Origin of the sequence: Streptomyces sp. NPDC006309 (genome assembly GCF_040613095.1) — a bacterium.
Taxonomy (GTDB): domain Bacteria; phylum Actinomycetota; class Actinomycetes; order Streptomycetales; family Streptomycetaceae; genus Streptomyces.
In genome coordinates this window covers 1-21,329 of sequence record NZ_JBEXRO010000043.1, presented here as the reverse complement: position 1 = coordinate 21,329, position 21,329 = coordinate 1, and the positions used below count along the sequence as shown (strand labels likewise).

Annotated in this window: 17 protein-coding genes; 7 read left to right on the top strand and 10 right to left on the bottom strand. The window is 72.8% G+C overall.

Annotated features, from left to right (window positions below):
• Positions 1-12 precede the first annotated feature (12 nt).
• The 5 genes from ABZ117_RS32950 to ABZ117_RS32930 all read left to right on the top strand — a co-directional run bounded on the left by ABZ117_RS32950 (position 13) and on the right by ABZ117_RS32930 (position 5,722).
• Entirely contained in the window at positions 13-1,224 is a 1,212-nt protein-coding gene (locus ABZ117_RS32950; RefSeq protein ID WP_356826247.1) for an acyl-CoA dehydrogenase family protein, read from the top strand.
• Entirely contained in the window at positions 1,221-2,906 is a 1,686-nt protein-coding gene (locus tag ABZ117_RS32945) for an AMP-binding protein (RefSeq protein WP_356826245.1), read from the top strand. The genes ABZ117_RS32950 and ABZ117_RS32945 overlap by 4 nt, the downstream gene beginning before the upstream one ends.
• Position 2,907: 1 nt before the next feature.
• Positions 2,908-3,402 carry a flavin reductase family protein gene (locus ABZ117_RS32940; RefSeq protein ID WP_356826243.1) on the top strand — a complete coding sequence of 165 codons (495 nt, stop codon included), beginning with the start codon at positions 2,908-2,910 and terminating at the stop codon, positions 3,400-3,402.
• Positions 3,403-3,455: 53 nt separating this feature from the next.
• On the top strand, positions 3,456-4,439 hold the full coding sequence (locus ABZ117_RS32935; RefSeq protein ID WP_356826241.1) for an LLM class flavin-dependent oxidoreductase: 984 nt from the start codon (positions 3,456-3,458) through the stop codon (positions 4,437-4,439).
• 65 nt (positions 4,440-4,504) lie between these two features.
• Entirely contained in the window at positions 4,505-5,722 is a 1,218-nt protein-coding gene (locus ABZ117_RS32930) for a styrene monooxygenase/indole monooxygenase family protein (RefSeq protein ID WP_356826239.1), read from the top strand.
• Positions 5,723-5,733: 11 nt separating this feature from the next.
• On the opposite strand, the gene ABZ117_RS32925 is transcribed toward ABZ117_RS32930, so the two are convergent.
• Positions 5,734-6,363 carry a TetR/AcrR family transcriptional regulator gene (locus ABZ117_RS32925; protein ID WP_356826237.1) on the bottom strand — a complete coding sequence of 210 codons (630 nt, stop codon included), beginning with the start codon at positions 6,361-6,363 and terminating at the stop codon, positions 5,734-5,736.
• 205 nt (positions 6,364-6,568) lie between these two features.
• Here ABZ117_RS32925 and ABZ117_RS32920 point away from each other — a divergent pair, with 205 nt between their 5' ends.
• Positions 6,569-8,092 (top strand): MFS transporter, encoded by a 1,524-nt coding sequence (locus tag ABZ117_RS32920; RefSeq protein WP_356826235.1) that lies wholly within the window; start codon positions 6,569-6,571, stop codon positions 8,090-8,092.
• Between the two features lie 107 nt (positions 8,093-8,199).
• On the opposite strand, the gene ABZ117_RS32915 is transcribed toward ABZ117_RS32920, so the two are convergent.
• The 9 genes from ABZ117_RS32915 to tkt form a co-directional block, all read right to left on the bottom strand.
• Positions 8,200-9,012: a class II aldolase/adducin family protein gene (locus ABZ117_RS32915; RefSeq protein ID WP_356826233.1), complete on the bottom strand. Its 813-nt coding sequence runs from the start codon at positions 9,010-9,012 to the stop codon at positions 8,200-8,202.
• Between the two features lie 86 nt (positions 9,013-9,098).
• Positions 9,099-10,616 carry an FAD/NAD(P)-binding protein gene (locus tag ABZ117_RS32910; protein WP_356826231.1) on the bottom strand — a complete coding sequence of 506 codons (1,518 nt, stop codon included), beginning with the start codon at positions 10,614-10,616 and terminating at the stop codon, positions 9,099-9,101.
• Positions 10,617-10,900: 284 nt separating this feature from the next.
• On the bottom strand, positions 10,901-11,893 hold the full coding sequence (locus ABZ117_RS32905; protein ID WP_356826229.1) for a helix-turn-helix domain-containing protein: 993 nt from the start codon (positions 11,891-11,893) through the stop codon (positions 10,901-10,903).
• 420 nt (positions 11,894-12,313) lie between these two features.
• Positions 12,314-12,979, bottom strand: coding sequence for an SDR family NAD(P)-dependent oxidoreductase (locus ABZ117_RS32900; protein ID WP_356826227.1), 666 nt, complete (start codon positions 12,977-12,979; stop codon positions 12,314-12,316).
• Positions 12,980-13,264: 285 nt separating this feature from the next.
• Positions 13,265-14,047: a 6-phosphogluconolactonase gene (pgl, locus tag ABZ117_RS32895; protein WP_356826225.1), complete on the bottom strand. Its 783-nt coding sequence runs from the start codon at positions 14,045-14,047 to the stop codon at positions 13,265-13,267.
• Positions 14,044-15,105 carry a glucose-6-phosphate dehydrogenase assembly protein OpcA gene (opcA, locus tag ABZ117_RS32890; RefSeq protein ID WP_356826223.1) on the bottom strand — a complete coding sequence of 354 codons (1,062 nt, stop codon included), beginning with the start codon at positions 15,103-15,105 and terminating at the stop codon, positions 14,044-14,046. Before opcA ends, pgl begins: the two co-directional genes overlap by 4 nt.
• The gene (gene zwf, locus ABZ117_RS32885) at positions 15,102-16,640 is read right to left on the bottom strand and encodes a glucose-6-phosphate dehydrogenase (protein ID WP_356826221.1); all 1,539 of its coding nucleotides are present in this window, start codon (positions 16,638-16,640) and stop codon (positions 15,102-15,104) included. The genes opcA and zwf overlap by 4 nt, the downstream gene beginning before the upstream one ends.
• A 1-nt stretch (position 16,641) precedes the next feature.
• Positions 16,642-17,760 (bottom strand): transaldolase, encoded by a 1,119-nt coding sequence (gene tal, locus ABZ117_RS32880; protein WP_356826219.1) that lies wholly within the window; start codon positions 17,758-17,760, stop codon positions 16,642-16,644.
• 33 nt (positions 17,761-17,793) lie between these two features.
• Complete coding sequence (gene tkt, locus ABZ117_RS32875) at positions 17,794-19,881, bottom strand: transketolase (RefSeq protein WP_356826217.1); 2,088 nt, start codon at positions 19,879-19,881, stop codon at positions 17,794-17,796.
• 390 nt (positions 19,882-20,271) lie between these two features.
• Between tkt and ABZ117_RS32870 the strand changes: the two genes are divergently transcribed.
• Positions 20,272-21,225 carry a heme o synthase gene (locus tag ABZ117_RS32870; protein WP_356826273.1) on the top strand — a complete coding sequence of 318 codons (954 nt, stop codon included), beginning with the start codon at positions 20,272-20,274 and terminating at the stop codon, positions 21,223-21,225.
• Positions 21,226-21,329: the final 104 nt, after the last annotated feature.

Sequence of the window (21,329 nt, the reverse complement as noted above, 5' to 3'; positions counted from 1 at the left end):
AGGGGACTTCGCATGGTCACATCACAGGCGCCTGCCACCAGGCGCCCCGCCACCTCCCGGCCCGTCACCGCGGACGAACTGCTGCGCCGGGCCCGGGACCTCGTCCCGGTGCTGCGGGCCGCCTCCGAGGACATCGAACGCGCCCGCCGGCTGCCTCCCGCCGTGGTCCAGCAGCTCCGTGACGCCGGGGTGTTCCGGATGGGCGTGCCGGTCGAGCGGGGCGGCCCGGGACTCGACTCCGTCCAGCAGACGGAGGTCGTGGAGACCCTCGCCCGCGGAGACGCCTCCGCCGCGTGGTGCGCCATGATCGGCATGGACACGCCGCTGTACGCCCAGTTCCTGCCCGAGTCCGTCGCCCGCGACGAACTGAGCGACCCGGACATCATCACTGCGGGACTGATCCTGCCCCTGGGCAGGGCGGAGCGGGTGCCCGGCGGCTACCGGGTGACCGGGCGCTGGCAGTTCGGCAGCGGGATCACCCACGCCGACTGGGTGGTGGCCGGCTGCTTCGTCCACCGGGACGGCCGGCCGGAGCCCGGACCTGACGGGGCACCGGGCCACTGGCGCATCATGCTGGCGCGCCGCGAGGAGTTCGAGGTCCTCGACACCTGGCACACCACCGGACTGGCCGGCAGCGGCAGCTGCGACTACCAGGCCCAGGACCTGTTCGTACCGGAACGGCACTCCTTCAGCCTGGGCTCCCCGCGCGTCCCCGGGCCGCACGCCACCCCGGAGGCCATCCTGCGCAACATGCCCGGCGTGCCGCTGGGCGTGGCCCGGGCCGCCCTGGACCACGTCCGCGAACTGGCCGCCGGCCGCACCGACCGCGCCACCGCCACGCCCTGGGCCGACACCTACCGGGTGCAGCTGGCCGTCGCCGAGTCGGAGATGGAACTGGGCGCGGCCCGGCACGCCGTGTACGGCAGCCTGCGCCGGCAGACGCAGATCATCGAGGCGGGCGGCGAACTCGGCCCGGACGACCGGGTCGACACCGTCCTCGCGCGCGTCAACGCCTTCCGGGTGGCGCGCACCCTCGTCAGCCGGCTCTACGACCTGGTGGCGACCACCGCCGTCTACCGCCCCTCGCCGCTGGACCGGTGGCTGCGCGACCTGACCACGATGCGCCAGCACGTCATCGCCCAGGACCAGGTCCTCCAGTCGGCCGGCGCGCACCTGCTCGGCGGCACCCCGCACAACCCGTTCAGCCTGGGCATCGTGGCATGAGCGGGCACCCGCGCACCGGAACCGCCCCCGGCACGGCGACCGCACCCGCCGACCCTGCGGTGCTGCACGGCGGGGCGCTGCCCGACCCGCCCGTCCGCACGCTGGGCGAGGCCCTGCTGCGCGCCGCCCGCACCCCGCACGGTGTCGTCCTGATCGACGGGGAGGGCGCCACGACGCGCCGGTCCTACGGCGAGCTGTACGACGACGCGGCCCGCGTGCGCGCCGCACTGGCCGCCGCCGGGGCGGCCCCCGGGGCGCGGGTGATCCTGCGGACCGCGGACACCGCCGGCCTGCTCACCGCCTTCTGGGCGTGTGTGCTGGGCGGCCTGGTGCCGCTGCCGGTACCGCCCGGCACCGGGGCGGACGGCCTCGCCGAGGCCGTCGACGCGGTGGGTCGGGCGTGGCTCGTCGGTGACGACACCCCCGCCGGCCCGCCGCCGGGGCTGCGCCCGCTCGGCCCGGTCGGCGCGCTGCGGACGGCCCGCCCCGGCGCCCTCCGGCCGGCCGCCGCCCGGCCGGAGGACCCGGCGGTGCTCACGCTCACCTCGGGCAGCGGCGGCCGGCCCAAGGCGGTCCCGCTGACCCACCGCAACGTGATCGGCCGCGCGCACGCCACGGCCCTCGCCCGCGGACTGGACGGCGCCACCCGCAGCCTGAACTGGATGCCGCTCGACCACATCAGCGGGATCGTCATGTTCCATGTGCGCGACGTCTTCCTCGGCTGCCACCAGGTGCACGCCGACACCGCGTGGGTCCGGGCCGACCCGCTGCGCTGGCTGGACCTGGCCGACGCCGAACGGATCGACACCACCTGGGCGCCCAACCCCGCCTTCGCGGTCGTCGCCGACCGGCTCGCGCGGCAGCCGCACCGGTCCTGGGACCTGAGCCGGCTGCGCTACGTCATGAACGGCGGCGCGCCGGTCAAGGACCGCGTCGTCCGCCGCTTCGTCGCGGCACTGGCCCCGCACGGACTGCCGTCGACGGCCGTGCACCCCGGCTGGGGCATGCCGGAGACCGCCTCGGGAGTCGTCGACGGCGTCTTCCGGCCCGGCGACGGCCCGCCGCGGCGCTTCGTGCCGGTCGGTGTCCCGCATCCCGGCGTGTCCGTGCGGGTCGTGGACGAGCACGGCCGGGTGGTGCCGGCGGGCACCGTGGGCCGGCTCCAGGTCACCGGGACACCGGTGACCGGCACCTACCTGGAGGGCGGCACGGTGCGCCCGGCCCCGCTGTCCGCCGACGGCTGGCTCGTCACCGACGACCTCGCCTTCGTGGCGGACGGCGAGCTGGTCGTGACGGGCCGGGCCGACGGTCTCGTCGAGACGGACGGCGGCTCCTGGTACGGCCACGAGATCGAGGACGCGGTCGAGGAACTGCCGTGCGTCCTGCCGGCGTCCGCGGTCGCCCGCGTCCTCCCCGCCGACGGCGCCGACGGCGGGGAGGACGCGGGGGCCGGCGGCCTCGCGGTGTTCTTCCGGCCCCGCCCCGGGACCGTGCCCGGTGACGTGGAGGAGCTGGTGCGGGAGCGGGTGCGGAGCCGCTTCGGCGCCCGCGCGGCCCATGTGGAGGCGCTCGCCGAACACGACCTGCCGAGGACGGCCACCGGCAAGCTCCGCCGGTCGGTACTGGCCGCCCGGCTGCCCGGTGCCCGGCGTCGGCCGCGGCACCCCGAACGAGAGGCCTGACGTGTCCCTGGACCTGAGCGCGACGATGCGTACGTTCGCCACCGGGCTCACCGTCGTGACGACCTTCGCGGAGGAGGAAGAGGGCGCGCGCCGGCACGACGCGGTGGTGGTCCGCTCCTTCACCTCCGTCTCCCTCGAACCGCCGCTGGTCTCCCTGGCCGTCCCCCGCGACTCCGACGTCCTCACCACGCTGCTCGGCACGGGCGTGTGGGCGGTGTCGATCCTCGACGTGGCCGGCGTCGATCTCGCCCAGGCCCTGGAGGGCGACCGGGAGGCCCGGGCCAGGGCCCTGCTGACCTGCGCGACCTCACCGGGACCCGGTACCGGCGCGCTGGTGCTGGACGCCCCGGGCTGGCTGGAGTGCCGCCTGTACGGCCGGCACGACACCGGGGACCACACCGTGCTCATCGGCGAGGTGCTGGCCACCGGCGGCCGGTACCGGCGCCCCCCTCTGGTGTCCGTCAACGGCACCCTGCGCGTCCTCTCCGAAGCCTGACCCACCGGACCCCGCCCCCCGGCTGAACCGTGACCCGATCTCCAGGAGGAACCGTGAAATTCGGCATCTGGCTCGACTTCCGCAACCCCGAGCGCTGGCGGCGGCCCTGGGCCGAGGTGTACGAGGACAACCTCGCGCTGGCGACCGACGCCGAGGAGCTGGGGTTCGAGTCCGTCTGGCTCTCCGAGCACCACCTGACCGACGACGGCTATCTGCCCTCCCTCTTCCCGGCGCTGGCGGCCATCGCCACCCGCACCAGCCGCGTCCGGCTGGGCACCGCCATGCTGCTGGCGAGCCTCACCCACCCGCTGCGGCTCGCCGAGGACGCGGCCGTCACCGATCTGCTCTCCGGCGGCCGGCTGGAACTGGGCCTGGCCCCCGGCTACCGCGAGAAGGAGTTCGAGGCCCTCGGCGTGGAGCGCGCCGAGCGCGGGGCCCGCACCGAGGAGACGGTGGAGATCCTGCGCAAGGCGTGGGACGGCGAGCCGTTCTCCCACTCCGGCCGGCACTTCACCGTCGACGACGTCGTGGTCACCCCCGTGCCCGACCGCCACCCGCCGCTGTGGATCGGCGGCGGCGGGAAGGCCGCCGCGCTCCGGGCCGGCCGGCACGGCCTGCGGTTCCTGCCCGACCTCGGCACCTCCCCGGAGATCCTCGACCTGTACCGGAGGACCCTCGCCGAGCACGGCCACGACCCGGCCCGGTTCGGTGTCACGGCCATCGTCACCCCCGGCGTCTACGTCTGCGAGGACGCCGAGGAGGGCTGGCAGGAGATCAGGGAGCACTACTGGTACCTGCTCGACAAGTTCCAGGAGTGGTTCGGCAACCCCGGCCTGCCCTCCGTCGACGACCTGCCGCGCGAGCTGTTCCTCGTGGGGCCGCCCGACCTCGTCGCGGAAGGGCTGCGCGACCGGGTCAAGCCCCTGGGCGACGTGGAACGGGTCATCTTCTTCGGCCGGGCGCCCGGTCTGCCCGCCGACCGGGCCCGCCGCTCGCTGCGGCTCTTCGCCGAGCACGTCATCCCCCAGTTCGGCTGAGGCCGCGGCCCCGGCGCCGACGCCCCGCCGTCCCCTCGTACGACGTCCCACCACGAAGGAGCACCATGCCAGACATCGCCATCGTCGGATCAGGCGTCTCCGGCCTGCACCTGGCACTGCGGTTGCAGCAGGCCGGGGTGAGCACCACGGTCTACGCCGAGCGCAGTCCCGAGGAGGTCGCCGCCGGCCGCCCGCTCAGCCTGCCGGTGCGCTTCGGCCACACCGTCCGGCGCGAGCGGGAGCTGGGCGTCGCGCACTGGGACCAGCCGAAGCACCACACCCTCGGCGTGCGGCTCGTCGCGCCCGGGGACATCCACTTCCTCGGCCGCCTCGACGCGCCCGCGAGCGGCATCGACCTGCGGCTCTATCTGCCCCGGCTGACCAGCGACTACCTGGAGCGCGGCGGCCGGCTGGAGGTGCTGGCGCCGGACGCGGCCGAGATCGACCGCGTCTCCCGCCACCACGACCTGGTCGTGGTGGCGAGCGGGCGCGTCGCGCGCACCGGGCTCTTCCCGCGGGACCCGGAGCGCTCGCCGTACACCGAGCCCCAGCGGATCCTGACCGCCGGTCTCTTCCACGGGATAGCGCCCGTCGAACCGGGCCACATCCACTTCCAGGTGTCCGAGGCCGGCGAGATCTTCTCCACCCGGATCCTCACCGCCGACGGGCCGGTCCACGGCATGGTGGTGGAGGCGCTGCCCGGCGGCCCGCTGGAGCAGCTCGCGTCCTACGACCACGCGGGCGACCGGGCCGGTTTCGAGAAGACCCTGCTCGGCCTGGTCGGCGAGTACGCGCCGGAGCTGCGCGAGCGCATCACGGACAGCGAGTTCGGGATCATCCGCCCCGGCGACGTGATCCAGGGCGGCCTCACCCCGACGGTGCGCCGCGGCTGGGCCGCGCTGCCCTCGGGACGGGTGGCGCTGGCCCTCGGCGACGCCTGGGTGCTCAACGACCCGCTGACCGGGCAGGGCGCCAACCTCGGCTCGCGCAGCGCGTTCGAGCTGGCCCGGCTGATCCTGGCCGGCGGTCCGTTCGACGCCGGGTTCGCCGAGCGGGCGAGCGAGGAGCTGTGGCGGATCGCGGAGCCGGTCGTCGCCTGGTCCAACCTGAACATCGGGCCGCCGCCGGAGCACCTGGGCGCCGTCTTCGCTACGGCCACCGGTGACCAGCGGGTCGCGGACGCGTTCGTCGCCAACTTCAACCACCCGGCGGCCATGTGGGAGGCCATCAGGTCGCCCGAGGCCACCCGGTCCTGGCTGGAGAGGACAACGGCCGCCGGCTGACCCACGCCCCCTCAGGCGGCCGGCGAGGCGCCGACGAGGGGACCGGCCGGGGCGTTCCAGGCGGACATCGCCATCTCCACCAGGCCGTGCAGCTGCGCGCGATCCGCCCCGTCGCGCGCCTGGACCGACAGTCCGTTGAGGAAGGTGGCGTAGAAGGCGGCGATCCGGTCCGTGTCCGTGCCGGGGGCGAGTTCGCCCGCGTCCCTGGCGGCGTCGAGGCGCTCCCTGATCATGTCCTTGGTGCGGGCACGGCAGCGCAGGGCGAAGTCGCGGACCGACTCGTGGTCCTCGGTGCAGTTGGTGGCGGCGAGCACGATCATGCAGCCGCGCGGCTTGTCCTGCGCGGTGAACCGGTCGACGCTCGTGTGCAGCAGCGCCGCGACGGCGTCGCGGACGGTGGGCGCGGCGTCCATCTCCCGGCGCGAGGCCTCGGACTCGGTGCGTTCGTAGAGCCCGATGGCCTCCCGGAACAGCTGTTCCTTGTTCTTGAAGGCGGCATACAGGCTGGGCGGGTTGATGCCCATGGCGGCACTGAGGTCGGTGGTCGACGTGGTGGCGTAACCACGCTCCCAGAAGACCAGCATGGCCGTGTGCAGTGCCGCGTCGCGATCGAAGGCGCGGGGGCGTCCGGTGCGGGCCACTTGCCCTCCTTGACGGCGGATCAGCCGATCGTTAGCTTCATGTGTAGAGGTTAGTACAGAAGTCGTGCCGCCCGCTCCCCCCGGTACGGACGGGCGCGCGGCCACTTCGTCCTGCGTCGACTCTATGGTCCACCCGCCTCCCCGCCCACCCTCCCCCGGGCGGGCGGCGGCGGGACGGCGTTCAATCCCGAAGGAGATCCGGTTCATGGCTATCGCGGACGACGTCCCGGCGGACGGCGCCTCACCCGGCGCGGGCGCGCAGCCGCCCGTGCGCTGGGGCCTGCGCGAATGGCTGATGCTCGTGGTGGTGTGCGGCGCCTTCTCGCTCGACGCCCTCGACAACATCATGGTGGGCATCGCCACCCCCCAGATCAAGGACGAGTTCGACATGAGCACGTCCGCCGCGCAATGGGTGGTGAGCGCCTACGTCCTCGGCTTCGGCGGCTTCCTGCTGCTCGGCGGGCGCATGGCCGACCTGCTCGGCCGGCGGCGCGTGTTCCTGACCGGCCTCACCGTCCTCGCGGCCGGTTCGCTGGCCGGCTCCCTGGCGACCAGCGGCTTCGTGGTGATCGTCGGCCGGCTGGTGATGGGCATCGGCGCCGCGCTGACCGCGCCCTCCGCCCTGTCCATCGTGGTCGGCAACTTCCCCGAGGGACCGCAGCGCAACCGCGCCCTCGGCATCTACACGGCCTGCGGCGCCGTCGGATACTCCATCGGCGTCGTCGTCGGCGGCGCCCTCACCCAGGCCAGCTGGCGCTGGACCTTCGCGCTCTCCGTACCGGTCGCCGTGGCGGCCCTGATCGGCGCCCTGGTGCTGGTCCCCAGGGACCCCGCGCACGACGGCACCAAGCGCCACTACGACGCCGGCGGCGCGATCACCGTCACCGCCGCCATGCTGCTGCTGGTCTACGGCATCGTGCAGGCCCCCGCCGAGGGCTGGCTCTCCGGCCGCACCCTGGGCGTCCTCGCGGTCGCGGCCGTGCTGCTCGCCGCCTTCGCGGTCATCGAGTCGCGCTCCCCGCAGCCGCTGCTCCGCCTCGGCCTGCTGCGCAACAAGTCGCTGGTCGGAGCCAGCCTGATCGCCGCCGCCATCCTCGGCACCTACATGAGCTACCAGTTCGTCGGCAGCCTCTACCTCCAGACCTACCGCGGCTGGTCCCCGCTGAGGATGGCCTTCGCCTTCCTGCCGATCGGCCTGATGATCCTCACCTTCGCGCCGCGCGCCGGCAACTGGCTCGGCCGCACCGGGCTGCGCCGGCCGATCTTCGGCGGCATGTTCGCCTACGCCGTCGCCTTCCTGCTCTTCCTGCGGGTCGGGGAGGGCTCCTCGTACTGGGCGATGATCCTGCCCAGCATGGTGCTGATCGGCACCGGCTTCCCGTTCGCCTTCACCGCTGCCAACGTGCAGGCCACCAACGGGGTCGACGAGTCCGAACAGGGCCTCGCCGCGGGCATCCTCCAGACCGGGTACCAGGTGGGCGCCGCGGTGGTGCTCGCCGTGGTGACCGTGCGGATGGGCAACGAGGACGACGTCAGCGACCGGCCCGCCCTGCTCTCCGGCTACCACCAGGGCACCTGGGTGATCATCGTCATCGCCGCCGTGTCGGCCCTCGCGGTGCCGCTCGCGGCACTGGCCGGCCGCCGGCGCACCGGCGCGGCCCCGGCCGCGCAGCCCACGGCGGTCCTCGGCGAGCGGCCGGCGGAGTCGGCCGGACGGTCCGCGGGCTGAAGTCCGGTACCGGACCCCGACGGCGGGGCCCGGCACGGCACGAGGCCGCCCCCCGCGCGGGGGGCGGCCTCTTCCGCGCGGTGCTCACCGGCGGTGGTGCCGCGCGCTCACTCCTCAAGCAGGTCGGGCTGCTCGTGGACGATCTCCTCCCACAGCAGCTGGAAGCTGAACCAGCCCAGGTGCCGGTCCCCGAACCCGTCGCGGGCCGCCAGCGCCTGCTCGTGGCTCATGGGCTCCGGCTGCCCGGCCGCCGCCGCCAGCAGTTGCACCTGGGCGGCGGCCTCGTAGGTGAAGAACCAGTGCACCGCCTCGTCCACCGACCCGCCTACGGTGATCAGCCCGTGGTGGCGCAGCAGGATCGCCCGGTGGCCGCCCAGCCGGGCGGCGATGTCCTCACCCTGCGCCAGGCTGATGGACGGGCCCTCGTAGTCGTTGTAGAGGACCTGGTCCTGGTAGAAGGCGGCGGACTCCTGGTCGAGGGGCTCCAGCAGCCGGCCGAGCGCGCCGAGCGCCCGTGAGTGCGGGGTGTGCCCGTGGGCCGCGGCGGTGGCGTCCGGACTGGCCCCGTGGATGGCGGAGTGGATCACGAACGCGCTGGGGTTCACGCGGTGGTGTCCCTCGACCACCCGGCCCTCGGAGTCCACCAGGATCAGGTCGCGGACTTTCACCCGGCTGAACGGGACACCGAACGGGTTCACCCAGAACCGGTCCGCGTCCTCGGGGTCGCGCACCGAGATGTGCCCCGAGATCCCCTCGCCGTAGCCGTACTTGCCGAACAGCCGCAGGGCGGCGGTCAGGCGCTGCTTGCGGTGCCTGCGGTCGTCCTCCACGGAGTCGAAGACCGGCTCCGTGGGCAGCGGCAGCCCGGTGTGGGTGTCCGCGAGGTAACTCGCCCGTGCACGCGTTGCGGTGTCACTCATCAGGTAACTCCTCGAATCGTCAGTGATCACCCGGCCCGGGCGGGCCGGGGCACGGTCCGGCGGCCGTGTGCCGCCGGACCGCACGCTCACACGGGCTGCATGGAGTCCGCGGACCCGACGGTGCTGCGGGCCGCGTCCCGGCGGACGGCGGCGGCGATGTCGACGGCGCGGTCCACCAGGGAGGGCACCCCGAAGGTGAAGAACAGCGATCCGGCGGCGAGGTCGCCCAGGGCGTAGACCCGCCGGTCGGTCCCGCCACCGGTGCGCAGACCGCTGGTGGCCCGGGCGACGGCGAGTCCGCCGCGCGGATGCCGCGACGCCAGCCCCTGCCCGGTGAGCGAGTCGATCAGTGCGGCGGCGGCCGGCGGGATGCGGTGCGCGGGCGGGCTCACCGCGTTGACGACGACGTCGGCGTGCCGGACGCCGTCCCCGCCCCGCACCCGGAAGCCCCCCGCGGGGCCGGGGTCGATCCGTTCCAGCCCGCGCAGGACGTGGAGCCGCCCGCTCTCCGCCTGCCGCAGCAGCGTCGCGGCGCTGGCCGACGGCATGGGGCAGCACAGGCTCATGATCGTCCGGTAGTGGTCGCGCAGCAGCCGCGTCCGGTCCTGCTCGGGGAGGAGCGGCCACACGTCCGGCCCGGTGTCCGGGACGGCGCGCTGAAGGATGCGCAGCCCCGGGTCGGGGTCGTCGACCATGCCGAGCTGCCGGCGCAGCCGGGCGACGGGCTCCTCGGCGCCGCCCGCGGCGATCTCCCGCGCGACCGTGTCGAACCGGGAGCCGGCGGCCGACAGCTCGGCCCGCATGAGGGCGACGGCCCCGTCCAGGGACAGCCGTTCGCCCCGCGCCGCCATCGTGCGGAAGTGCGCCGCGGTGAAGAACCGCAGCTCGTGCTCCACCGGGCGCTGCCGGATGCCGGGCAGCACACCCCGCCGGGAGGCCAGGACGACCTCCCCGGTGTGCCCGGCGGCGGTGAGGGACAGGACGACGTCCACGGCGGTCAGCCCGCTGCCCAGCACGACCACCCGGTCCCGCTCGCCGATGCCGGCCAGCTGCCGCACCACCGGGTAGGGATCGGCGACGAAACCCGGGGCGCCGGCGAGACCGTGCGGGTCGGCCGGCGCCCCGGTGCCGACGCACAGCACGGCGTGGTCCAGGGCGAAGGCGGCCCGGTCCGCGGTGTACGCGCGGAGGGAGCCGTCCTCGCGGACCAGCTCGGTGACGGCCTCGCGCACCAGCCGGATCCGGCTGCCCAGGGCCGCGAGCCGGGTCAGCGCGCTGCGGGCGCACTGCTCCAGATAGTCGCCGTAGAGGGCACGCGGCGGGAACGGGATGCCCGACCGCGCGTCCACGTGGTCCGTGCGCGGGCCCAGGACGACCTCGCGCGCTTTCAGCCAGCGGGCGAAGTGGGCCGGATCGCCGGCGCGCACGGTCATGTCCTCGGGCGGGGCGTTCACCCGCAGGACGGCCGAATCCGGCTGATAGGCGCGTCCGCGCCACAGGTGCGCGGACGGATCGAACACGGTGACGGACCGCGGAACTTCCTCGTGCCGGCTGAGGGCGTCGAGGAGGCAGACCGCGGACGCACCCCCTCCGACTATTCCCATTCTCGTCGGAATCGGCATGTACGGAACCCCCGTTCCATGGTGCGGGCGACTTCTGCCCTTCTTCCGGCAACAGTCGATGGAATCGGCCGGTGCGAATCGGCCGCGCTGCGTGAAGAAACGGAATGCGCACCGTGCGAAAGCACGCCTCATTCTTCTGACTTCCGGACACCGTCCCTGGCGTGTGCACGCATACGCGTTGACGGATTCGCGCACGGGCGGGCGCGGCGGCCACGGCGGACCACCGCGCCCGGGATGCGGGGACGCGGGGAGGCGACCCGGAGGAACTAGGCGCGCGACGGCAGGGACTGCCTGCGCCACTCGCGGGGCGTCAGGCCGTAGCGCTCCCGGAAGAGCTTGCTGAAGTGCGACGCGCTGTCCAGTCCCCAGCGCTCGGCGACGCCTGCGACCGTCAGATGCGCGGTGCGCGGATCGGCCAGGTCGTCCCGGCATCGTGCCAGCCGCTCGTTGCGGATCCACAGGGCGGGGCTGGTGTTCTCCTCCTGGAAGAGGAGCTGGAGGTAGCGCAGCGAGATGTTGTGGCTCCTGGCCAGCAGGCCGGGGCTCAGTTCGGGACAGCTCAGGCGGGCGCGCGCGAACGTCTTGACGCGGTGCAGCAGCGCCTGGCGGGCCGCGGCGGGATCCCGGCCCACGGTGCCCAGCTTCTCCGCGCACACGGCGGTGACCAGGCTGGCGACGCTGCTGCCCAACTGGTCGGCGACCGCGGTGTCGAACTCGGTCATGTGCGGGACCGCGCTGCGCAGCAGACCGGCGAGCAGCACGCTCGCCCCCTTGGCGCCGCACCAGACGGCCGCCCCCAGGGGGTGTTCGAGCCCGGCCCTGAGGTCCACCAGACGGTGGTCGAACTTCACGCTCACCATGTGGATGGGGTGCCGCATGGACATGCGGAAGGGGCGGGAACTGTCGTAGGAGAACAGGTTGCCGGTCCGGGCGACGGCCGTGCGTTCGCCCTGGCTGAGCCGGACCTCGCCGTCCAGGACGCAGGTGAGGTAGAGCGGGGTGAAGGTGGCCTTGCCGGCCAGGCGTGCGGTGCGCTCGACGGAGTGCGGACCGGCCTGGACCGCGGCGAGCTGGACGGTGCCGAACGTGCCGGAGGCGATGGCCCCGTGGAAGTCACCGGGCTCCGTCCGGTAGACGTGCAGTGGCCCGCACGCGTCGGCCACCATGTCCCCCCAGCTGTGGAAGCTGTGCCGCAGCCGCGACTCCTGTGTGCGCAGAACGCGCACCGGCCCCCGTGAGTCGATCAGCCCGGTCTTCATGACCGGTGTCCTGCCGGAACCGACCCGGGTATGCCTACGCCTCGTCGTAAGCGGGGCATGAAAACTCCTTTCCTGATGCCATGCAAACGGGTAGGAGCAGTACCGCGTGACATTCTGTGCCAGCGCCCCGCCGGGCTGGCAGTGACGTTCACGCCATGGTCAAAGCCGCAAACACTGACGCTGCGTACCCCCTGTCGGCCGGGCGGGGATCCGCCCTGTGCGCAGGGTAGTTAATGGAGAATTCATGTGGCGGAACACCGCAGGCCGCGGGCCGGCGACGATACGCCTGTGGTGAGTGAGGAGATCGAGCCGCGTGGGCCGGTTCCGGCCGGGTGTGCCGCCGGGTACCGGCACGCCGTGACAGGTCGGCCGGAAAGGCGGTCTTGACGTCATGGCGTGCCGGTGCAGACGGCCGCCGCGCTACGTCGCGGGAACGCCGCCGTGCACGACCTCGTGCTCCCAGGCGTCCCGGGGCTGGTTGTGCAGTCGCCAGTAGTGCTCGGCGATGTCGTCGGGGTCGAAGGCGGTGCCGGGGGCGACCGCGCCGGGCACGGTCACCGAGGCCACGTGGACACCTGCCGGACCGTACTCCGCATCGAGCAGGCTGACCAGGGTGCGAAGCCCGTATTTGCCGAGGCCGAGACTGACGTACCCCGGATCGGGACGGGGCATACCGCCGGTGACCAGGATCGAGCCGTGCCCCCGGGCGGCCATGCCCGGAGCCACGCGGACGGCGGTGCTCAGCGCGCCGACCACGTTGACGGCCCAGGCGTCCAGCTGCCCCCGCGCGTCGAGTTCACCCGGGGCGTCCCGGCGGATCAGGGCCGCGTTGTAGACGGCCGCGTCGATCGGCCCGAGTTCCTCCGCGGCCCGGTCCAGCGCGGAGTGCAGCGCCGTCTCGTCCGTGCTGTCGGCGGTGAGCGCCAGGACCTTCCGGCCACCGCTTCCGATCTCCGCGGCCACGTGGGTCACGGTCTCCTTGCGGCGCGCGATCACCGCGACCGAGAAGCCCGCCCGCGCGAACCGGTCGGCGACGGACTTCCCGATCCCTGGCCCCGCACCGACCACCACTGCTGTCGGCACCATCAACTCCCTTGCTTCTGAGGACGGTTACCAGCGGAGCGTACGTCCCGGGAGCGGTGGGCCACCCGCGCCCCGGGGGCCGGACCACCCGGACGGCGGAAGGACGGTCACGGAGCGTGGCGACGGGCCCCGGCCCGTCCGGCACGCCGCGCCCCCCCGGGCGCCGACGGCTTCCGACGGGTTCCGGACACCGGGACACCGGGACACCGGGACGGCAGGACGGCGGGACGGCGGAACAGCAGCGGGGCGGCGGGAGAGTCCCCGCCGCCCCGGTGGAGCGTCACATCCTCACGGCGAGGCCGGTGGATACAGCGACCGCGGCAACTGCGACGCCGCCGCGGTGTCCAGCAGCCACAGCGTGCGGGACCGGCCGTGCGCGCCCGCCGCCGGTGCCTGCACCTCGCCCGCGCCCGACAGCGCGATCGCCACGGCCTCCGCCTTGTCCTCGCCGGCCGCGAGGAGCCACACCTCGCGGGCCGAGCGGATCGCCGGGAGCGTCAGGGAGATCCGGGTCGGCGGGGGCTTGGGCGCGCCGTGCACGCCGACCACCGTGCGCTCGGTCTCCCGTACGGCCGGCAGCTCCGGGAAGAGCGAGGCCACATGGGTGTCCGGGCCGACGCCCAGCACGAGGACGTCGAAGGACGGCACCGCGCCGTGGTCCTCGGGGCCGGCCGCCTTCGCCAGCTCCGCCGCGTACGCCTCGGCCGCCGCCTCGGCGTCCGAACCGTACGGGCCGTCGGAGGCGGGCATGGCGTGCACGCGCTCCGGGTCCAGCGGCACCGAGTCCAGCAGGGCCTCGCGGGCCTGCGTGACGTTGCGCTCGGGATCGCCCTCGGGGAGGAACCGCTCGTCGCCCCACCACAGGTCGAGGCGTCCCCAGTCGACGGCGTCCCGGGCGGGCGCCGCCGCCAGCGCGGCCAGCAGGCCGTTGCCGTTGCGGCCGCCCGTGAGGACCACGGACGCGGCGCCCCGGGAGGCCTGCGCGTCCACGATCTTCGTGATCAGACGGGCCGCGGCGGCCTGCGCCATCAGCTCCTTGTCGCGGTGGACGACCAGCTGCGGTGTGTTCACTTCGCCGCCGCCTTCCTCGACGGCGCCTTCTTCGCGGTCTTGGCCGCCGCCTTCTTCGCGGGCGCCTTCGCCGCCTCCTCGACCGGCTCCGGCTCGGCCACGGGCGCGTCGGCCGCCGGCTGCTGCTCCGGAACCGTCGTCAGCCGTTCCACGCCGTAGCGCAGCGCCGACGCGTAGGTGTCGTCCGGGTCCAGCCGGCGCAGCTCCTCCGCGATCAGCTCGGCGGTGTCCCGCCGCTTGAGCGCCACCGCGCGGGCCGGCTGGCCCTCGATGGTCAGCGTGGCCAGGGAACCGTCGGCCCGGTCCAGCACGATCGGCCCCTGACTGGTGTCCATGCGGACCGCCGTCAGACCGGGACCGGACGACAGCGACCGCCGCACGGGCACGTCCAGCCGGTCCGCGAGCCACATCGCCAGCAGCTCGCAGCTCGGGTTGAACTCCTCGCCCTCCACCTCGACGGCCGTCACCCGGCAGGTGACCTGGTCCAGGGCGGCCGCCAGCATCGAGCGCCACGGCGTGATCCGGGTCCAGGACAGGTCGGTGTCGCCGGGCTCGTAGGCGTCGGCGCGGGCCGACAGCTCCCGCACCGGATGCTCGGCGGCGTAGGTGTCGGTGACCCGGCGCTGGGCCAGCGCGCCCAGCGGGTCCTTCGCCGGGTCCAGCGGGGCGGTCACCGGCCACCACACGACCACCGGGGCGTCCGGCAGCAGCAGCGGCAGGACGACGGAGTCGGCGTGGTCGGCGACCTCGCCGTACAGCCGCAGGACGACCGTCTCGCCGGTGCCCGCCTCCACGCCCACCCGTACCTCGGCGTCCAGACGCGAGGACGTACGGTCGCGGGGTCCGCGGGACACCCGCTTGATGACCACCAGCGTGCGCGAGGGGTGCTCGCGCGAGGCGTCGTTGGCGGCCTTCAGGGCGTCGTAGGCGTTCTCCTCGTCGGTGACGATGACGAGGGTGAGGACCATGCCGACGGCGGGGGTGCCGATGGCGCGGCGGCCCTTGACGAGCGCCTTGTTGATCTCTCCGGCGGTGGTGTCGGTCAGGTCTATCTTCATGGCCGGCGCCAGCTCCGTCCGTCTCGTGCGAGCATCTCGTCCGCCTCGGCGGGGCCCCAGGTCCCCGACCTGTACTGCGCGGGCCTGCCGTGCTCGTCCCAGTACTCCTCGATCGGATCGAGGATCTTCCAGGACAGCTCGACCTCCTCCGTGCGCGGGAAGAGGTTGGCGTCGCCGAGCAGTACGTCCAGGATCAGCCGCTCGTACGCCTCCGGGCTCGACTCCGTGAACGACTCGCCGTAGGCGAAGTCCATGGACACGTCCCGGATCTCCATCGAGGTGCCCGGCACCTTCGAGCCGAACCGGACCGTGATGCCCTCGTCGGGCTGGACGCGGATGACGATCGCGTTCGAGCCCAGCTCCTCCGTCGCCGTGTGGTCGAAGGGGGAGTGCGGGGCCCGCTGGAAGACGACCGCGATCTCCGTGACGCGACGGCCGAGCCGCTTGCCGGTGCGCAGGTAGAAGGGGACGCCCGCCCAGCGGCGGTTGTCGATGCCCAGCTTGACCGCCGCGTACGTGTCGGTCTTCGACTTGGCGTCGATGCCGTCCTCTTCGAGGTAGCCGATGACCTTCTGGCCGCCCTGCCAGCCGGCCGCGTACTGCCCGCGCACGGTGCTGAGGCCCAGGTCCTTCTCCAGCCGTACGGCACCGAGCACCTTGGTCTTCTCCGCGGCCAGCGCGTCCGCGCCGAAGGAGGCGGGCTCCTCCATCGCGGTCAGCGCGAGCAGCTGGAGGAGGTGGTTCTGGATGACGTCGCGGGCGGCGCCGATGCCGTCGTAGTAGCCGGCCCGGCCGCCGATGCCGATGTCCTCGGCCATGGTGATCTGCACGTGGTCCACGAAGGACCGGTTCCAGATCGGCTCGAACATCGTGTTGGCGAACCGCAGCGCCAGGATGTTCTGGACGGTCTCCTTGCCGAGGTAGTGGTCGATCCGGAACACCTGGTCCGGCTCGAACACCTCGTGGACGACCTTGTTCAGCTCCTCGGCCGACCTCAGGTCGTGCCCGAAGGGCTTCTCGATGACCGCGCGCCGCCAGGAACCGCCCGACTGGTCGGCCAGGCCGTGCTTCTTCAGCTGCTGGATGACCACCGGGAAGGAACGGGGCGGCACCGACAGGTAGAAGGCGAAGTTGCCGCCCGTGCCCTGTGCCTTGTCCAGCTCCTCGATGGTGGCGCGCAGCCGCTCGAAGGCCTCGTCGTCGTCGAAGGTGCCCTGGACGAAGCGCATCCCCTGGATGAGCTGCTGCCAGACCTCCTCACGGAACGGGGTGCGCGAGTGCTCCTTGACCGCGTCGTGCACGACCTGGGCGAAGTCCTCGTGCTCCCAGTCGCGGCGGGCGAAGCCCACCAGCGAGAAGCCCGGCGGCAGCAGACCCCGGTTGGCGAGGTCGTACACCGCGGGCATCAGCTTCTTGCGCGACAGGTCGCCCGTGACGCCGAAGATGACCAGGCCCGACGGCCCCGCGATACGCGGGAGCCGCCGGTCGGCCGGGTCACGAAGCGGGTTCGCTCCGGAACCGGAAACGGGTGACAACTCAGCCCTCCGAGGGGGCAAGGCGCTCGAGCTCCGCCTGGGTCGACTTCAGCAGGTCGTTCCAGGACGCCTCGAACTTCTCGACGCCCTCCTCCTCCAGTACGCGTACGACGTCGTCGTAGGCGATGCCGAGCCTCTCCAGCGCGTCGAGGTCCGCGCGCGCCTGCTCGTAGGTGCCGGCGACGGTGTTGCCGCCGATCTCGCCGTGGTCCTCGGTGGCCTCCAGCGTGGCCTCCGGCATGGTGTTGACCGTGTTCGGCGCGACCAGCTCGGTGACGTACAGGGTGTCCGGGTACGCCGGGTCCTTCACGCCGGTCGACGCCCACAGCGGACGCTGCTTGTTGGCGCCCGCGTTCTCCAGCGCGCTCCAGCGGTCGGAGGAGAAGACCTCCTCGTACGCCTGGTAGGCGAGGCGCGCGTTGGCGAGGGCCGCCTTGCCGCGCAGCCCCTTGGCCTCGTCGGTGCCGATCTCGTCCAGGCGCTTGTCGATCTCGGTGTCCACGCGGGACACGAAGAAGGACGCCACGGAGTGGATCTCCGACAGGTCCAGGCCGCTCTCCTTGGCCTTCTCCAGGCCGGAGAGGTAGGCGTCCATGACCTCGCGGTAGCGCTCCAGCGAGAAGATCAGCGTGACGTTGACGCTGATGCCGCGGCCGATGACCTCGCTGATGGCCGGGACGCCCGCCAGGGTGGCCGGGATCTTGATGAGGGTGTTCGGGCGGTCGACCAGCCAGGCCAGCTGCTTGGCCTCGGCGACGGTCGCGTGCTCGTTGTGGGCCAGCCGGGGGTCGACCTCGATGGAGACCCGGCCGTCCTGGCCGCCGGTGGCGTCGAAGACCGGGCGCAGGATGTCGGCGGCGTCGCGGACGTCCGCCGTGGTGATCATGCGGATGGCCTCTTCGACCGTGACCTTGCGGGCGGCGAGGTCCGACAGCTGCTGGTCGTAGCCGTCGCCCTGCGAGATCGCCTTCTGGAAGATCGTCGGGTTGGTGGTGACGCCGACGACGTGCTGCTGGTCGATCAGCTCGGCGAGGTTGCCGGACGTGATCCGCTTGCGCGACAGGTCGTCCAGCCAGATCGCGACGCCTTCTTCGGAGAGGCGCTTGAGTGCGTCTGTCATGGAATTACATCTCCTACGTGTCGTATGTGAGCGTCAGCGCTGGGCGGCGGCGAGGGATTCCCGCGCCTTGGCGGCCACGTTCTCGGCCGTGAAACCGAACTCGCGGAAGAGCACCTTTGCGTCGGCGGAAGCACCGAAGTGCTCCAGGGAGACGATGCGGCCGGCGTCCCCGACGTACTTGTGCCAGGTCAGTCCGACGCCCGCCTCCACGGCGACCCGGGCCTTCACGGACGGCGGCAGCACGGACTCCCGGTACCCCTCGTCCTGCTGCTCGAACCACTCCACCGACGGCATCGACACGACCCGGGTGGGAACGCCGTCGGCCTGGAGCTGCTCACGCGCCTCCACCGCCACATGCACCTCGGAACCGGTGGCGATCAGGATGACCTGCGCCTCGCCGCCGTCGGCCTCGAACAGGACGTAGCCGCCGCGGGCGGCGTCCTCGTTGGGCTCGTAGGCCGGCACACCCTGCCGGGTCAGCGCGAGGCCGTGCGGCTGGCCCTTGCCGAACTCCTTGGTCCAGCGCCGGAGGATCTCGCGCCAGGCGATCGCGGTCTCGTTGGCGTCCGCCGGGCGGACGATGTTCAGGCCCGGGATCGCGCGCAGCGAGGCCAGGTGCTCGACCGGCTGGTGGGTCGGGCCGTCCTCGCCGAGACCGATGGAGTCGTGCGTCCACACGAACGTCACCGGCAGGTGCATGAGCGCCGACAGGCGGACCGCGTTGCGCATGTAGTCGGAGAACACCAGGAAGGTGCCGCCGTAGACGCGCGTGTTGCCGTGCAGCGTGATGCCGTTCAGCTCCGCGCCCATGGAGTGCTCGCGGATGCCGAAGTGGATCGTGCGGCCGTACGGATTGGCCTCGGGCAGCGGGTTGCCCTCGGGCAGGAACGAGCTGTCCTTGTCGATCGTGGTGTTGTTCGACCCGGCGAGGTCGGCGGAGCCGCCCCACAGCTCGGGGATCACCGCGCCGAGCGCCTGGAGCACCTTGCCGGACGCGGCACGCGTCGCGATGGCCTTGCCGGGCTCGAAGACCGGGAGCTTCTCCTCCCAGCCGGTGGGCAGCTCGCCCTTGGCGATCCGGTCGAACTCGGCGGCGCGCTCGGCGTTGCCGTCGCGCCACTCCTGGAACGACTTCTCCCACTCGGCCCTGGCCTGCCGGCCCCGGTCGAGCGCCTCGCGGGTGTGGGCGAGGACCTCGTCGGCGACCTCGAACGTCCGCTCCGGGTCGAAACCGAGGATGCGCTTGGTGGCCGCGACCTCCTCCTCGCCGAGGGCCGAGCCGTGCGCGGCCTCGGTGTTCTGCGCGTTCGGGGCCGGCCAGGCGATGATCGAGCGCATCGCGATGAAGGACGGCCGGTCGGTGACCCGCTTGGCCTCCTGGATCGCGGCGAAGATCGCCTTGGGGTCCAGGTCGCCGTTCTCCTGCGCCGCGACCCGCTGGACGTGCCAGCCGTAGGCCTCGTACCGCTTCACGGTGTCCTCGGACACGGCCGTCTCGGTGTCGCCCTCGATCGAGATGTGGTTGTCGTCCCACAGCAGGACCAGGTTGCCGAGCTTCTGGTGCCCGGCCATCGAGGACGCCTCTGCGGAGATGCCCTCCTGGAGGCAGCCGTCACCGGCGATGCAGTAGATGAAGTGGTCGAAGGGGGACTCGCCGGCGGGTGCCTGCGGGTCGAACAGGCCGCGCTCGTACCGGGCGGCCATCGCCATGCCGACCGCGTTGGCGACACCCTGGCCCAGCGGGCCCGTGGTGGTCTCCACGCCCCTGGTGTGCCCGTACTCCGGGTGACCGGGGGTCTTGGAGCCCCAGGTCCGGAAGGACTTCAGGTCGTCCAGCTCCAGGCCGAAGCCGGCCAGGTAGAGCTGGGTGTAGAGGGTCAGGGACGAGTGGCCGGCGGACAGCACGAAGCGGTCGCGGCCGACCCACTCCGGGTCGGCCGGGTCGTGCCGCATCACCTTCTGGAAGAGCGTGTACGCGGCCGGGGCCAGGCTCATCGCCGTACCGGGATGGCCGTTGCCGACCTTCTGTACGGCGTCTGCGGCCAGGACGCGGGCGGTGTCGACGGCCCGCTGGTCCAGCTCGGTCCACTCGAGGTCTGTGGTGGTCGGCTTGGTGCTCACCCTGGGTCAGGGCTCCTCTCCACATGTCGGTCGCCGGTCGTCGGGGCATACGCCCACCCGGCCGCCGGCGTGCTTGTCGCCCACCGGCCGTTGTCGAGCCTACCCCCGTGGGGACGTGCGTTTTTTCGAGTGTTTACAGACTGCCGGGACTCGGTGCGATCCGCCTCCCGACCTGCCGGGAAGGCAGGTGGCACATGAATACGGAGCCGCTCATCTGACTGCTCAATCGAGCCTGTGTACGCACGTCCGACGTGTCCCGCCGACGGCCCCGTCAACACGACCCCACCCCCGCGAAGGCCGGGGTATGGGCAACGTCTAAAGTGGCGTGGTACGCGCGAGCCCTCATCCCCGCTTCCCATGGGGAGGCTCGCTGGGATGTCTCTGTCAGGGGTGTGCGTGACGGCCGTCGAATCCCGTCCACCGGGTGTGCTCGGTGCGAGCCAGGGCCAGGTTCACCGGCCGTTCGGGGCCCGTGTCAAGGCGTTCGTGGCGCTGACCAAGCCACGGATCATCGAGCTGCTGCTCATCACCACCGTCCCGGTGATGTTCCTGGCCCAGCAGGGCGTGCCCGACCTGAAGCTGGTCCTGCTGACCTGCGTGGGCGGCTACCTCTCCGCGGGCGGCGCCAACGCGCTGAACATGTACATCGACCGGGACATCGACGCCCTGATGGACCGCACCTCCCAGCGCCCGCTGGTGACCGGCATGGTGAGCCCGCGCGAGTGCCTGGCCTTCGGCGTCACCCTCGCGGTCGTCTCCACCCTCCTCTTCGGCCTGACCGTCAACTGGCTGTCGGCCTGGCTGTCCCTCGGCGCGCTCCTCTTCTACGTCGTCGTCTACACGATGCTCCTCAAGCGGCGTACGTCCCAGAACATCGTGTGGGGCGGCATCGCGGGCTGCATGCCGGTGCTGATCGGCTGGTCGGCCGTGACCGACTCGCTCACCTGGGCCCCGCTGATCCTCTTCCTGGTGATCTTCTTCTGGACTCCGCCGCACTACTGGCCGCTGTCCATGAAGGTCAAGGACGACTACGCGCGCGTGGGCGTGCCCATGCTGCCGGTCATCGCCTCCAACAAGGTCGTCGCCCGGCAGATCGTCCTCTACAGCTGGGTCATGGTCGCCGTTTCCCTGCTGCTCACCCCGCTCGGCTACACCGGCTGGTTCTACACGGCGGTCGCGCTGGCCGCGGGCGGCTGGTGGCTGTGGGAGGCGCACGCGCTCCAGAACCGGGCGAAGGCCGAGGTCCCGGGCGCCAAGCTGAAGGAGATGCGGCTCTTCCACTGGTCGATCACCTATGTGTCCCTGCTGTTCGTGGCGGTCGCGGTGGACCCGTTCCTGCGCTGAGCCCCTGTACGGCCGACGGGAGGGGTGCGTGGCCAAGGCCAGCGCCCGGAAGGACCACGACGACCTTGTCGCCGACGGAGAAGTTGCGGGCGCCGCAGACGATC

What these genes read in the sequence shown, in the direction of transcription:
- ABZ117_RS32905 (WP_356826229.1), bottom strand. Translation starts at nt 11,893, where the DNA reads ATGAAGACCGGGCTGATCGACTCACGGGGGCCGGTGCGCGTTCTGCGC.
- ABZ117_RS32910 (WP_356826231.1), bottom strand. Translation starts at nt 10,616, where the DNA reads ATGGGAATAGTCGGAGGGGGTGCGTCCGCGGTCTGCCTCCTCGACGCC.
- tal (WP_356826219.1), bottom strand. Translation starts at nt 17,760, where the DNA reads ATGACAGACGCACTCAAGCGCCTCTCCGAAGAAGGCGTCGCGATCTGG.
- ABZ117_RS32930 (WP_356826239.1), top strand. Translation starts at nt 4,505, where the DNA reads ATGCCAGACATCGCCATCGTCGGATCAGGCGTCTCCGGCCTGCACCTG.
- ABZ117_RS32950 (WP_356826247.1), top strand. Translation starts at nt 13, where the DNA reads ATGGTCACATCACAGGCGCCTGCCACCAGGCGCCCCGCCACCTCCCGG.
- ABZ117_RS32945 (WP_356826245.1), top strand. Translation starts at nt 1,221, where the DNA reads ATGAGCGGGCACCCGCGCACCGGAACCGCCCCCGGCACGGCGACCGCA.
- opcA (WP_356826223.1), bottom strand. Translation starts at nt 15,105, where the DNA reads ATGAAGATAGACCTGACCGACACCACCGCCGGAGAGATCAACAAGGCG.
- ABZ117_RS32900 (WP_356826227.1), bottom strand. Translation starts at nt 12,979, where the DNA reads ATGGTGCCGACAGCAGTGGTGGTCGGTGCGGGGCCAGGGATCGGGAAG.
- ABZ117_RS32915 (WP_356826233.1), bottom strand. Translation starts at nt 9,012, where the DNA reads ATGAGTGACACCGCAACGCGTGCACGGGCGAGTTACCTCGCGGACACC.
- ABZ117_RS32920 (WP_356826235.1), top strand. Translation starts at nt 6,569, where the DNA reads ATGGCTATCGCGGACGACGTCCCGGCGGACGGCGCCTCACCCGGCGCG.